Here is a 12,664-nt window from a genome sequence, read left to right as displayed (position 1 = left end):
TCTCAACCCTCAACTCTCAACTTTCTTTCACCCACCGGCCGGTTTCGATGCCCCGCCGCGGTAAAAGACCGCGAAGCCGGTGAAGCACACCGCGATCATCGCGGTGAGAACACCCCAGAACTCCATCCATCCGTCCCCGGAGCCATCCACCAGCAGGCTCCGCAGGCCACCGCAGATCCATGCACCCACACAGGGGCCGAGACCTCCGGAAACGAAAGCCAGCAGGCCCTGCGCCTGCCCCCTCATGCCCGCATCCACCCTGCGGTCCAGGAACACCTGCGCGGTGATGAAATAAAGCGTGTAGCAGACCCCGTGGAGGGCCACCCCTCCCAGGTGCCACGCCCAGACGCCCGTGTGACCGGCCCACGCGCTCATCCCGTATCTCAGCACCGAAAGCCCCATCGCCCACAGCAGGATGGTCTTGATCCGGAAGCGGATCATCAGCACGCCCACGAACAGCATGGCCACCAGCTCCGTCACCTGCCCCATGGTCATCGTCGCGGTCGGCCGGGCATCTCCCAGCCAGCGGAACATTTCCGCCCCATACATGTAGAATGCCGCCAGCGGGATGGAGAACAGCGTGGTGACCACGAAGAACACCAGATGGTCCCGCTGCTTCAGCAGGCCGAACGCATCAAAACCCAGCAGGCTTTTCCAGGACACCCCCTTCCCCAACGGCGGCGTGAACGGCAGCAGGCAGCCGATGGCCGCGGTGAGCACCCGCGCCACGGTCGCCGCATAGCCGGCGTCCACGCTCATGTCCGCGTGCAGCACGTAACTGCCGATCGCACCACCGGCCATCCAGCCGATGGTCGCCGCCATCCTCACCAACGGGTAGTCCCTTTCCCCGTGTTTCAGGTGGGTCAGGGAGATCACCGCCAGCAGGCTCCACATCGGCCCGGAGCAGAGCGAGTACGCGCCCAGCAGGAAGATGAACCACCACGGGTTCCACCCCAGGTCCAGGCTCCGGAACGCGGAGAACAGGAACACCGCGCCGATCATCCCGCTCCATGCGAACAACCGGTTCGCCGCCATCCGCTGGTCCGCCAGAGCCCCGCCGATCAATGGTGAGACCAGCGCGCACAGCGGTGGCACCATGAATGCCAGCGCGACCCACTGGGAGATGCCCAGTTCCCGGAAGATGTTCGTAAGCGAGGGGATCCAGAATCCCGACGTCATCCCATGGAAAAAGAACGCGAACCACAGCACGGCAAAGCCCCCACCGCCCGGTTGCCGCTGTTCAAGTTGCTCCTTCCCCACGGCACGAACTCAATCTCCCGGCGGTGGTCATATCCAGCGGATTCCATGCGCCCGGCGGAAGAGGATGAAATATTCCGCTCTTTTGCGCTTGCGGAGCTCCGCCGATTTTACATTGTTCTTTGGAACACTGTTCAAACACTCCCATGCCGAACCAACTCACCTCCCGCCAGCAAGAGATCCTGGAATATCTCCGAAATGCCCAAAGGCGGACCGGCGTGATGCCGTCCACCAGGGAGATCCAGCACTTCTTCAATTTCGCCAGCCAGACCGCGGCGATGAGCCACCTCCGCGCACTGGAGCGCAAGGGCGTGATCCAGCGCCTTCCGGGAAAAGCGCGCGCCGTCATCTTTCCGGAGGAGCTGGACCGCGCGGAGATCATCGATATCCCCATCTACGGCAGCATCGCCGCCGGCATGTCCCAGGATGCGGAGCCGGAGCGCGAAGGATGCGTCTCCATCGACATCACCTCCATCGGCATTCCCCGGCACGCCCGCACTTTCGCCCTGAAGGTCCGCGGTGACTCCATGATCGACGCCCACATCTGCCATGGTGACACCGTCATCCTCGAGTTCCGCGAGCCGCGCAAGGGAGACATCGTCGCCGCCCTCATCGACGGTGAGACCACGTTGAAACGCTACGTCATCGAGAAAGGCCGGCCCTTCCTGCGGGCGGAAAATGTGGACTACCCGGACCTCATCCCCGCCCGTGAACTGATCATCCAGGGAGTCTTGGTCGCGCTGCTCCGGCATGCTGCCTGAGGAGAAATTCACGGTTGTTGACTCGCATTCCATGGTTTGTTAGCTTTTCCAAAGCAAACTGTGGTTCCCTCCCTCACGTTCTTCTGTCCCGCCTGTAGATCGCGGCTCACGGTACCCCTCAGCATGGCCGGGGTGCGCGGGCCGTGTCCCATCTGCTCGAGCTTCATCGAGGCTCCACAGCCGCCGATCTCCTCATTACCGGTACAGGCCGTCCAGCAACCTCACCACGCGCCACCCGCGCAGCAAGTGCCACAGCAGTACGCGCCGCCAGCCCAACCGGCTCCGCAGCAGTACTCCACTCCGGCACAGCAGGCACCCCAATATCACACGCCGCCCGCGCAGCCAGCGCCGCAGCAGCAGGCACCACAGTACTACGCCCCGCCGGCGCAACCAGCTCCCCAGCAGTACGCGCCACCGCAGCAGCAGGCGCCACAGTACTACGCCCCCCCTCCCGCGCAGACTCCCCAATACGCCCCTCCGGCACAGCCACCACAGGAAGCGCCGCCTTCCTATCATCCCCAGCAAGGGACAATCCCGCCTCCGAGGAACTCCTCCGCCGGACCCACGGTCGTCAAGATGGAGCCACGGGGCAACCGCCTGCGGAGTTCGGACCAACCGGAGATTGTCGCCCGCCCCATCAGCGAGCGCCAGTCCGCCGCGCAGCCGCGTGCGGAAGGCCGGGACTACCGCCCGTCGCCAACCCGGTCCAGGATCACTCCACGGATCCTGATCAGCGGAGCCGCGCTCCTGCTGATGGTTGGCGTCTCCGTAGGATTGATCCTTTTCTCCCGGGAAGATCCCGCGGCGATCGCCGCTCCGGTCATCCCGTCGAAGCCCCACGCCGACAAGCCCGCGCCGGAGCCACCCACACCTGCCGATCTTCCCGGACCTGACCGCACCACCAACCCGACGGGGGCAGCGACGCCTTCAGGCCCGGCCACGCCGGTGGCACCGGAGGCACCCCATCCTGGCACCGCCGCGATGGCTGTGGTGGAGAAATTCCTCGCCGCGTCGAACCTGGATGCCCGCCTGCCTCTCATCGAGACGCACACCCCGGCCGCCGCCCTCCAGGAATCCATCCTGACCAAACCCTTCCCTTCCAACCCGTCCGTGGCTCCGGAAGTCCAGGAGACGAATCCGGATGGATCCATGGATTTCTACTACGCCGTGGATTTCAAGGACGCCTCCGGGAAAGCACATCCCGAGCTGCTGCTGGTCCGCACGGCCGAAGGCGGCACGCCCAAAGTCATCGTCGATCCGTTCCTGGACAGCTTCGGAGGACGCCTGGAGACCTTCGCAGGCCAGCCATCGGAGGAAATCCGCTCCTTCCAGTTGGTCGTCTCCGCCGTTGCCCAGACCACCGCGGACCGCAACGTGCCCAACCACGAGAACAAGCTCCGACTGAAGCTGCTGCCGCGCGACAATGAGAAGGAGATCAGCAGCGCCTACTTCACCAAAGGCTCGAAACTCGGCCAGATGCTGGTGACGGAAGGCTCCGGCTTCCGCTACGGACAGGCGCGCACCGCAAAGGTGACGCTCCGCTGGAACAAGGAGGAGGATCCCATGAACCCCTACCTGGAAGTGACCGACATCAAGGAGTTCCGCTGGAATCCTTGATCCGGCCCGCCTCTTTCAACGCCTGCCAGCCGCCACGCAGGGCCTTCACGTCGAAGTCCGCGTCCAGCTTGCGGATCTTTTCCGCCACCTGCTGGCTCACGCCGCAGTCTTCGTTCGAGCAATAGACGACCGCCTTCGGGTTTTCGAAAAGCTTCTGCATCGCCTCCGCTTCAAAGGCGGCGGCGTCTTCCGCTCCGTCCAGGTTCCACAGGATGGATCCGGGCAGACCATTCGCCTGCCAGTCCTTCCTTGGCCGTGCGTCGATCCAGACGACCGGCTCCCGCACCTGCTCCAGGCAGATCTCCCCCGGCTTCAGCGTCGCGGGATCACACACCAGCGCTTTGCCCGGCGGGCCTTTCACCAGATAAGTGCCTCCGGCGGCGGCCGCCGCCACTCCCACCACCACCAGCAACTGGACCGCGGTGTTCATTTCGCGACGGGGGCGCTCACCACGGCGAAGACCTGCTGCGTCCGGTGGTTCGGAACCTCGCAGTCCGTCTCCACCCGGAAGACGGCGAGCGCCTTGCTGTTCACATTTTTCGGCGTGATCACCAGTTCATAGCTGCGTCCATCCTCAATGGTCTTCAGCTCCTGGTCGAAATTTTCCGTGGAAGGCGTGACGGACTTGATGTGGATCGGCTTGTCGCCGTGCATCTGGAACTTGATGGTCTTCGGTTCCGTCTCCTGGCCCACCTGCCACTTCAGCGTCTTCGGCTCCATCTCGACGAGGATCGGGATGTCCACCTTCATCGTGAGCCGTTGGGACGGTGCGTCCTTCGCATCTCCGTCCACCCAGATGGAAGCACCTTTCTCCACCTTGCCGACTGCGGCGCCGATGTCGAAATTCAACCGGATCACGCCGGACTCACCCGGTTCATAGGCCGTCTTTCCGCCCGAAATCTCAATGGAGGTGCAGGAACAGTCACCGAGCGTTTCCTTCACCACCACGGTCTTGTCCGTTTCATTGGTGAAAGGGAAATCCACCTTCACCTTCGTCTCACCCGGACCGGGTGCCAGCTCCTTCACCGGCTCCGGGAACGTGAGCTTTCCCGCGAAAGCCATCCCCGCAACGCCCAGCCAGACCACCATCGCACTTTTCATGGACATACTTTGCGCGGCTTTTCTCAGGACGCAAGCGATACTGCGATGATCAGCCGCCCCCCGCGCCATTCCGGTCCCAGGATGAAAAGCGGTGTGCTCCCGCCCAGCAGCGCGTCCGTCTTCAGGATCTTCTTCCGGGAGATCCAGATCTCCAGATCCAGCCGCGCGGAATCCGTCGTCGGGCGGCTGCGCGCCTCGAACCGCACCAGAATCTCGTCCGATGGCCTGAGCGGCTGCGCCCAGTTCTCATAGCTACGGAAAAGCGGCTGCTGGTCGCCGCCCAGCAGCAGGAAATGTTTGAAATCAAGGTTCGGCGCACCCCGCAGTTGCTTCTCCACCTCTCCCTCCACGGCATTGAAACGCGGGCCTGCCACCGATGGGTCGCCTTTGGTCCCGTAATAGACCTTCACGTTGACCTTGCCGATCGCCTCCTTGCCGGGATCATCCTGCGCACCTGCCATGCCCGCAGAAAGCGGCAGCAGCCCCAGGAGGAGACGGAGACCTTGGCGGCGGTTCATCGGGAAATTTTCGTTGGCCCCGGCGTTTCCGCACCGGCGGTGGAATCCGATTCCTTCGCGTGCTGGATCATCGCCGTTTCCGTGAAATCCATCGAGTCCGGGATGGCGCTCACCCCCTTCAGCAGGATGACCGTGGAAGATCCCGTTCCTTTGACCCACTGCGCGTCCACACCCTGCTCGGGGGTGTACCACACCGGGGATGATCCTTCATCGCCATCTTTCACCAGGGTGGAGCCACCCTCGGAATGGGTCTTCGTCCCGACCCAGAAGGCCAGCGCCATGCCGGCGAATGCCGTGGCAGGGAAAAGCCAGCGCCAGAACGATGGCCGCGCCGCCGGAGCAATCTGCTCCGGCGTGGACTGCATGGCGCGGATTTCCTTCGTGATCCGGCTGTTGAAAAAGTCCGGATACGGAGGTTCCTCCACGGCGGGCAGGGCCGCGGCCATGGTTTTCCGCCAGGCGCGGACCTCCTCCCGCGCCGCGATCTGATCGGGCTGGGTCAGCGCCCACGACTCCACCTTGGCGAGATCCTCGCCTTCGAGTTCGTCGTCCAGCCACAGGGCCAAAAGCACTTCATCGGGAGTTGTATTCATCTTTGAGGAGGGCTTGGAGTTTTTGACGGGCATAGAAAAGGCGGCTCATCACCGTCCCGAGAGTGCAGTCCATCGCGTCCGCAATCTCTTTATACGAAAGTCCCTGGACGTCTTTCAAAATAACGACTTCCCGGTGTTCCGCGGATATTTTGCCGAGCGCGGCCTCGATCTTCGCACGGAGCTCACCGTGGGCCATCGACTCGTCCGGAGCCTCGGTCACGCCGGGTGTCGCCACCGCCGCCGGGTCGATCCGGTCGCGGTTGAAGATTTCATCATTCAGCTCGCCCGCGCTCTCGATCTTCCGCTTCCGCGTGAAGTCATAGACCACGTTGTGGGCGATCCGGTAAAGCCATGTGGAGAAGCGCGCCTTCGCCTCGAAGCGGGGCAGAGCCTGCCATGCCTTGATGAAGACCTCCTGGGAGAGGTCCCACGCGTCGGCTTCCTGGTGGATCATGTTGCGGATCATGGCGAAGATTTTCCCCCGGTGGCGGGTGATCAGGGCGTCATACGACTTGAGGTCGCCACCCTGGGCTCTGGCGACCAGCCGGAAGTCCTCGTCCGGGTCGTTCAGCTCGGAATCGACGGGGCCGGACAGCTCCTTCGCATTCTTCGACGGATCCCCTGACGGTTTATTCATGATTCACGGAAAAATCTTCACCCCTTCACCTTCTCTTCAGGTTCAGCCGGTCACGGCCCATACCTTGTGCCGACAACGGGTGGTGCGCAATTCAAGAATCTCCGGGGTTGCCATCAAACAGATCGACCGTTCCGTCATGGGCGGGAGATACGGGCGAGCTCCTGCGGAGTGAGCCGGAGGCGGGTGGCAGCATCGGTGAAATAACGGCTGGTGGCTTCATCCATCCCTCCCGGTAACCCGGATGGCCGTCTCGCCGCATCCGGATGGGCGAAAGGGTCGCTTGGATCCGCACCCTGCCGGTAGGCGGTGGCGAGATGGCCGAGCATCTCCTCCCGCGGAAGGGCGGCGAGGATGGCGAAGGACTTTTCGTGGACACCTTTCTGGCTGATCTGCCGCAGGAGGCTGGCGATGAGGGGCAGGCGGTCTGCGGGCGGGAGGCGGGTGGCAAGGGCGGTGGCGGCTCCCACGGAGATGCCCGCGCGTTCCAGCCGGAACTCGAGCAGGCACCGGCCACGCTGCTCCGGAGACAACTCACCCAGCCGGGCAATGGCGGTGGCAACCCCTTCGTCCGTGCCGTCCCGCAGGAGAGTGGCGTGGAACAGGATGGGAAAGAGATGCTCCAAGGAGCCGGAAGCGTATTCTCCGGAGCTGTGCCGTTTTTTCAATGCGGCCCACGCTGAGTCCGGATCGCGGAGAGCCCAATGGGCGAAGGGGCCGGAGGGATCGGCCTTTTTCTCGAGGATTCCGAAAAGGCCCGCGAAGTCGAAGCCCTCCGGAAAGTCGATGGTGGGGAACTGTCCGGAGTCCGACAACGGCTCCGAAAGGAGGCGGGCGATGTCTTCCATGTTTCCGCGTTCCATGGCTCCACGGAGGGCCACATCGTGGAAGTCCCACACCTTTTTCGCTCCGGGTTCCGCCTGGAAACGATCCAGCCATGATTTTGCCAGGAGCGGTTGGTCCCGGGCGGCTGCGAGAATGACGGCCCTCAGGACGGCCTCGCGCAGACTTTCCGGGGAGAGGCTTTCCGCCCAGGCGTGGGCGGCGTCACCGTCGCGATGGTAGAGTTCCGCCGCCGCGAGGCGGATCGCTTCATGGCGTGCCTGGAAATCGTCAGGGACCGGACCGGACGACAAGCTTGCACCCAGCGTGGTGATCATCTCGCGCAGCGCGGGAGTGGACATGCGGGAAATCTGGCCGCTCTCCACGGCATCTCCGGCGGAAAGTCCGGCAGCGATGCGGCGCAGGGCGGCGAGGTCATGCGCGGTGCCGGGCACGGAGGAAGCCGGAACAGGCCGGCCCGGCCGGGCCGGGGGCAGGGTGGAGGCAGCGGCGGGTCCATCTCCCCCACCACCGGATGCGGCACCGGTCTGGAGGTACCGGCCGAGCAGGACAGTGGCGGCACCCAGCACGGACAGCAGCAGGAAATGGAGGCGGGCGTTTTTCATGGATCCTCCCCTTCCTTTTTCCGCTGTGACTTCAGGCGGGTGAGGATGGCCTCCGCACGGACATCATCCGCACCCCAGGAGCGGAGCTTTCCACGGAGGACCGCTTCCTCCCCCTGCACGGTGTCCATGTAAAACCCCTCCTCCTGCGCCATTGCCTCCAGGTTTTCCAGGAAGCGCAGGCGCTCGCCGGGGTCCGGCAGGCCGGACACGAGGTCCAGGGTATCACTATATTTCCCGTAGAAGATGCCCTGCACGGCGTGGCGGAGGATTTCCTGATGGACGGGGGTTCCGCTGGAAGCCTGCAGCAGGCGGCGGGAGAAGCCCGGATCCTGCGTCCATGAGCGGAGGCGGCCACCCAGATACTCCGCCCGCTGGGCGGGCTGAAGGGCGGACAGCTTCCCGCTGAACCATGTGGACGTTCCATCGGTGAAGTCCCACGGATTTTCCGCCATCTGAAGGACCTTGGCGCCATGGTTCTCAAGCAACCACTGGAAGACCGCGTCACGGTCCTGCTCCTTCCATGCGCGGAGGGCGGCACCCTGCGCTCCCCCACCCTGAGGTATGAAGTTCACCTCCGGTGAGGAAAGGAAGCCGGGAAAGTCAAACCCCTGGGGGAACGAGACGGCGGCGATGACGCCCGCATTGACGGCATAAATGGTTTCAAAACCGCCGCTGTAACCCTCTTCCTTCAGCCCGCGCATGAAGGCGAGCATGTGCTCCGACCCACGGGCGGCGGCGGCGCTGAGGTTGATGTTGAGGATGTGCTGGTCCCGCCCGGTGGAGAGGCCGCGGTTCTCCCGGATGAAGCGGAGGCCTTCCTCCGGGCGGTCCGCGGGCCAGTTCCAGAGAAGGGTGGCGGAAAGCGCGTTCTGGCGGTCCTGCGGGAGCGCCGCGAACCATGCGGACGCCGCGGCGAAGTCCCGCCCGATGAGCTGGCGGAAAAGATTGTGGGTCACCCCCGCGGAATGCCCTGCACCAAGCATCAGCTCGGGATGGAGCATGCTCTCATCCAGCGCGGTGCGGATCTCCCCATCCGTCCAATCCGCCAGCACAAGCATGAGCGGATCCTTACCCGGCTCGCCGGGCTTTCCCAACCGCTGGCTGAGGGAGTGCACGAGATCCTCCACCGTTCCGGGCCTGCCCGCGTCCTCGCGGTGACCGGAGCGGTGGCTGGCATTCCCCTCTGAGGTCGCCACATCCACCGGCGGTGCGGTCGCCCAACCGGCAACGAGGCCGAACAACGGCACAGCCAGGTAAAGGACGGGAAGATATTTCATCGCCGGAGAGACCCGGAATAGGCCGCTGATGATTGATGAATGGAACCCCGGGAAGAGGCGAGCCATTCCTTTTGCCGACAACGGGTGGTGCGCAATTCAAGAATCGCGGCCGATGTGGCACAGGCATGAATGCCGGGTCAATCTAGCTGGCGCGCAGAATGCCGGCCCACTCCAAATACCGGAGATAAAGCTCCTGATAGCGTTCCGAGCGCTCCTTGTCCGGGCTGAACACCCTCCCGGCACCCGGCCTGCCCATTGCAAGGATGGCTTCCTCCGGCGTGGGGAAAGCACCGGCCGCCAGCGCGCCGAGGATCGCCGCTCCCAACGCGGGCCCCTGCGTGCAGGGGTGGACGCTGATGCTTTTTTCCAGCACATCCGCATAGATCCCCACCAGCGAAGGATTGTGGTGGGGCAGTCCTCCCGTCGCCACGAAACGTTCCACCGGCACGCCGCTTTCCTCCAGCATGCCGACGATCCATTTCACACCGAATGCGGACGCCTCCATCAGCGCCTTGTAAAGATGGGCCGGTCCGTGGTTCAGCCCCAGCCCGCCGAACATGCCCCGCAGGCTGGCATCCATCAGCGGGGTGCGGCAGCCGTTCATCCAGTCCACGCAGAACACACCGTCCGCTCCCGGCGGCAGCAGATCCGCCTCCGCCGCCATCGCGCGGAAATCCGCCTGCCCGGTCAACTTCCGCAGCCACTCGAACGCGTCACCCACCGCAGCCTGCCCCGTTTCATAACCGTGGAAGCCGGGAAGGATGCCGTCCTTCACGATGCCCGCCACGCCGGGCACGTCCGTCATGCGGGTGCTGTTCAGCATGTGGCATGAGCTGGTCCCCATGACCATCACCAGCGTCCCCTCCTCCGCCGCCCCGGCTCCGGGAACACCGGCATGGGCATCGATGATCGCGACACTCACCGGAGTGCCTTCAACCAGGCCGAACCGCTGCGCCCACTCCGCGCACAGTCCGCCGGCCCGGGTGCCGGGTGCCATCAGGCGTCCCGGCAGCTTTCCCAGCACGGAGGAAAAACCCGGCCTCACTTCCTCGAAAAACTCCGCGGACGGATAGCCGTCCTCCGCGCTCCACATCCCTTTGTACCCCGCCTGGCAGGTGGAGCGTGGCATGGACGCCGCGTCCCCTCCCACCAGCCGCCACACCAGCCAGTCACCCGCCTCCAGCCAGACCTCCGCCGCATCATACGCGTCCGGCTCCTTGTCGAAGGTCTCCAGGATCTTGGGAAACAGCCACTCGATCCCGATCTCGCCACCATAGCGTGTGAGAAAGCCTTCGCCGCGCTCCCGCGCCACCGCGTTGATCCTCGCCGTCTGCTCCCCCGCGCCGTGGTGTTTCCACAGCTTCGGCCACGCCTGTGCGGTCCGTGAAAATTTCTCCGTCAGGCACAGCGGCGTGCCGTCCGCCAGTACGGGAAGCATCGTACAACTGGTGAAATCCACCCCGATGCCGACGATCTCCACCGCCCCGCACGCCGCCAGCGCGCCACGGACCGCTTCCACCACCGACTCCTCCCAGTCGCCCGGATGTTGCAGCGCGTGTTCCGGCGGCAGCTTCCCACCTCCACCCGGCAGGGCGTCCGTGATCTGTCCGTGCCGGTAGGCGGAGGCCGCCGTCGCGAGTTCCATCCCGTCCAGCCCGACGACCAGCGCGCGGACCGACTCAGTCCCGAAATCCAGACCGATGGCCGCTTTCATCACAGACCGTATTTTGAAATAAGTTCCTCCATCCGCCCGCGGATGACCTCCCGCTCCCGTTCATGGAAATGCTCGAACGGATGCGCCATCACATCGCCGCAGATGCCGCGCAGGCTCAGCGCGCACTTCAGGCCCTTCAGCATCGAACTCGCATGGCTGCCCACGGAGTAAAGCTCCGCCGCGACCTCGTTGACGATGGCGTTCAGTTCGTCCGACTTTTCCACATCGCCCCGCGCGGCGGCATCGTAGTTCGCCACGTAGAGTGCGGGGAAAAGGTTGGCCCCACCATTCACCCCGCCCTGTCCGCCCATGGCGACGGCCCGGGCCGTCAGTTCCTCCGGCCCCATCATCACGGACCAGCCTTCCTTTTTCCGCCCCAGCTCCACCAGCTTGCCGAAGTAGTCCAGATCCCCGGAGCTGTCCTTGATGCCGATGATGCCCTCGACATCCATCAGCCTCTCCACCGTCTCCGGCTGGATGACCACCTTCGTCATGGCCGGCATGTTGTAGAGATGCAGCGGCACGGGCAGCGCCGCCGCCAGCTCCGCGTAGTAGTCATACAGCTCCGGCTGCCCCGTGCGGAAATAGTACGGCGTGCTGGCCACCACCGCGTCCGCGCCGTGGTCCGCCGCGTGGTTCGCCAGCTCCACGCTTTCCTCGAACACGGTATCCGTCACACACACCAGCACCGGCAGCCGTCCGCCCACCAGGCGGCACGTTTCCTCCACCACCTCCCGCCTCAGGCGGTGGCTCAGGCTCGGTCCCTCCCCCGTCGTCCCCAGCAGGAACAGCGCGTGGACACCGCCGCCGATCAGGTGCTCCACCAGTCTCCCCAATCCCTCCCGGTCCAGTACATCAGGCGCGGAAAGTGGCGTTACCAGCGGGGGGACGACCCCCCGGACCGAAGACAAAATGGCTGAACCGGAAGCGGACATGACTTCCGGTAAATCAGGAAAATTCCCGCTTGTATATCCAAATATATTCAAATATTCGATTTCCCACACCGTCTTCAGAACCATGTCCTCACCCCTGCCGGAGAAAGTCTATCACGCCATCCGCGAACGCATCATCAGCGGCGAGCTGGAGCCGGGCACGCGGCTGGAGTTCAAGAAAATGAGCGCGGAGCTGGGCGTCAGCACCACCCCCCTGCGGGAGGCGATGAACAAGCTGGCGACCGAGGGACTGGTCGAGCTGCTGCCCCGCCTGGGCGCGCTGGTGAAGCGCATGGACCCGCAGGAAGCCGTCGAATTTTTCGGCGTCCGGGAGGCGGTGGAAAGCTACGCCGCGGAGCGTGCCGCGATGCTCATGAACGACGAGCAGCTCACGGAACTGGGCGACATCCTGGCCGCCATGAAGCGGCTGGTGGAGGACTTCAAGACCCGGCCGGACGAGCCGCTGGCAGAGGCCGCGGAAAAGCGTTTCCTGGATCTGGACCGTGCCTTCCACCTCCACATCATCGACGCCACGGGAAACCGGCGGCTCATCAAGCTGCTGTCCGACACCCAGGTACTGGAGCGGATCTTCCGACCGCACCGCATCGTCCACAACCTTTCCGTCATTGAGGAAGCATGGGCCGCGCACGACGCCATCTTCCGCGCCATCCGCAAGCGCGACCCGGAGAAGGCCCGCGCGGAGATGGGTTCCCACATCCGCAAGAGCCTCGAAAACACCCTCAACGCGAACCGCAAAGCGCGCACCAACTCGTGGCTTTCCTGAAGCCTCCACACCAGCCGAAGCAACCCAT

The 12,664-nt window shown here is 64.4% G+C and carries 13 protein-coding genes; 3 read left to right on the top strand and 10 right to left on the bottom strand.

Annotated elements, in window-relative coordinates; genetic code table 11:
* Positions 1 to 27: 27 nt before the first annotated feature.
* A complete protein-coding gene (locus KF712_19895) occupies positions 28 to 1,179 on the bottom strand; it encodes an MFS transporter (GenBank protein MBX3743258.1) in 1,152 nt (383 codons plus the stop codon).
* A 224-nt stretch (positions 1,180 to 1,403) separates the two neighbouring features.
* Between KF712_19895 and lexA the strand changes: the two genes are divergently transcribed.
* On the top strand, positions 1,404 to 2,018 hold the full coding sequence (lexA, locus tag KF712_19890) for a transcriptional repressor LexA (GenBank protein MBX3743257.1): 615 nt from the start codon (positions 1,404 to 1,406) through the stop codon (positions 2,016 to 2,018).
* A 123-nt stretch (positions 2,019 to 2,141) separates the two neighbouring features.
* Entirely contained in the window at positions 2,142 to 3,635 is a 1,494-nt protein-coding gene (locus tag KF712_19885; protein ID MBX3743256.1) for a hypothetical protein, read from the top strand.
* Here KF712_19885 and KF712_19880 read toward each other — a convergent pair.
* The 9 genes from KF712_19880 to KF712_19840 all read right to left on the bottom strand — a co-directional run bounded on the left by KF712_19880 (position 3,610) and on the right by KF712_19840 (position 11,855).
* Positions 3,610 to 4,065: a rhodanese-like domain-containing protein gene (locus KF712_19880; protein MBX3743255.1), complete on the bottom strand. Its 456-nt coding sequence runs from the start codon at positions 4,063 to 4,065 to the stop codon at positions 3,610 to 3,612. The two genes, KF712_19885 and KF712_19880, sit on opposite strands and share 26 nt — an antisense overlap.
* Entirely contained in the window at positions 4,062 to 4,742 is a 681-nt protein-coding gene (locus KF712_19875; protein MBX3743254.1) for a DUF1573 domain-containing protein, read from the bottom strand. The genes KF712_19880 and KF712_19875 overlap by 4 nt, the downstream gene beginning before the upstream one ends.
* Before the next feature lie 17 nt (positions 4,743 to 4,759).
* Positions 4,760 to 5,254, bottom strand: coding sequence for a hypothetical protein (locus tag KF712_19870; GenBank protein ID MBX3743253.1), 495 nt, complete (start codon positions 5,252 to 5,254; stop codon positions 4,760 to 4,762).
* On the bottom strand, positions 5,251 to 5,847 hold the full coding sequence (locus KF712_19865) for a hypothetical protein (protein MBX3743252.1): 597 nt from the start codon (positions 5,845 to 5,847) through the stop codon (positions 5,251 to 5,253). The genes KF712_19870 and KF712_19865 overlap by 4 nt, the downstream gene beginning before the upstream one ends.
* Complete coding sequence (locus KF712_19860) at positions 5,828 to 6,484, bottom strand: sigma-70 family RNA polymerase sigma factor (GenBank protein MBX3743251.1); 657 nt, start codon at positions 6,482 to 6,484, stop codon at positions 5,828 to 5,830. The genes KF712_19865 and KF712_19860 overlap by 20 nt, the downstream gene beginning before the upstream one ends.
* A 134-nt stretch (positions 6,485 to 6,618) precedes the next feature.
* Positions 6,619 to 7,929, bottom strand: coding sequence for a hypothetical protein (locus KF712_19855; protein ID MBX3743250.1), 1,311 nt, complete (start codon positions 7,927 to 7,929; stop codon positions 6,619 to 6,621).
* Positions 7,926 to 9,206: a hypothetical protein gene (locus KF712_19850; GenBank protein ID MBX3743249.1), complete on the bottom strand. Its 1,281-nt coding sequence runs from the start codon at positions 9,204 to 9,206 to the stop codon at positions 7,926 to 7,928. The genes KF712_19855 and KF712_19850 overlap by 4 nt, the downstream gene beginning before the upstream one ends.
* A gap of 142 nt (positions 9,207 to 9,348) precedes the next feature.
* On the bottom strand, positions 9,349 to 10,920 hold the full coding sequence (locus tag KF712_19845; protein ID MBX3743248.1) for a ribulokinase: 1,572 nt from the start codon (positions 10,918 to 10,920) through the stop codon (positions 9,349 to 9,351).
* Positions 10,920 to 11,855, bottom strand: a complete 936-nt coding sequence (locus KF712_19840; protein ID MBX3743247.1) for a dihydrodipicolinate synthase family protein — start codon at positions 11,853 to 11,855, stop codon at positions 10,920 to 10,922. Before KF712_19840 ends, KF712_19845 begins: the two co-directional genes overlap by 1 nt.
* Before the next feature lie 82 nt (positions 11,856 to 11,937).
* Here KF712_19840 and KF712_19835 point away from each other — a divergent pair, with 82 nt between their 5' ends.
* Positions 11,938 to 12,636 (top strand): GntR family transcriptional regulator, encoded by a 699-nt coding sequence (locus KF712_19835; protein ID MBX3743246.1) that lies wholly within the window; start codon positions 11,938 to 11,940, stop codon positions 12,634 to 12,636.
* Positions 12,637 to 12,664: the final 28 nt, after the last annotated feature.

The sequence above is a fragment of the Akkermansiaceae bacterium genome (assembly GCA_019634595.1).
Lineage (GTDB): Bacteria > Verrucomicrobiota > Verrucomicrobiia > Verrucomicrobiales > Akkermansiaceae > Luteolibacter.
Note: the sequence above shows the minus strand (reverse complement) of the source record. Positions and strands in the feature narration are given on the sequence as shown.

Bases quoted from the DNA above. Each gene is read 5' to 3' on its own strand.
- KF712_19835 (MBX3743246.1), top strand. From the start codon at position 11,938: ATGTCCTCACCCCTGCCGGAGAAAGTCTATCACGCCATCCGCGAACGC.
- KF712_19880 (MBX3743255.1), bottom strand. From the start codon at position 4,065: ATGAACACCGCGGTCCAGTTGCTGGTGGTGGTGGGAGTGGCGGCGGCC.
- KF712_19870 (MBX3743253.1), bottom strand. From the start codon at position 5,254: ATGAACCGCCGCCAAGGTCTCCGTCTCCTCCTGGGGCTGCTGCCGCTT.
- KF712_19840 (MBX3743247.1), bottom strand. From the start codon at position 11,855: ATGTCCGCTTCCGGTTCAGCCATTTTGTCTTCGGTCCGGGGGGTCGTC.
- KF712_19850 (MBX3743249.1), bottom strand. From the start codon at position 9,206: ATGAAATATCTTCCCGTCCTTTACCTGGCTGTGCCGTTGTTCGGCCTC.
- lexA (MBX3743257.1), top strand. From the start codon at position 1,404: ATGCCGAACCAACTCACCTCCCGCCAGCAAGAGATCCTGGAATATCTC.
- KF712_19860 (MBX3743251.1), bottom strand. From the start codon at position 6,484: ATGAATAAACCGTCAGGGGATCCGTCGAAGAATGCGAAGGAGCTGTCC.
- KF712_19845 (MBX3743248.1), bottom strand. From the start codon at position 10,920: ATGAAAGCGGCCATCGGTCTGGATTTCGGGACTGAGTCGGTCCGCGCG.
- KF712_19885 (MBX3743256.1), top strand. From the start codon at position 2,142: ATGGCCGGGGTGCGCGGGCCGTGTCCCATCTGCTCGAGCTTCATCGAG.
- KF712_19855 (MBX3743250.1), bottom strand. From the start codon at position 7,929: ATGAAAAACGCCCGCCTCCATTTCCTGCTGCTGTCCGTGCTGGGTGCC.
- KF712_19875 (MBX3743254.1), bottom strand. From the start codon at position 4,742: ATGTCCATGAAAAGTGCGATGGTGGTCTGGCTGGGCGTTGCGGGGATG.
- KF712_19865 (MBX3743252.1), bottom strand. From the start codon at position 5,847: ATGAATACAACTCCCGATGAAGTGCTTTTGGCCCTGTGGCTGGACGAC.
- KF712_19895 (MBX3743258.1), bottom strand. From the start codon at position 1,179: ATGACGTCGGGATTCTGGATCCCCTCGCTTACGAACATCTTCCGGGAA.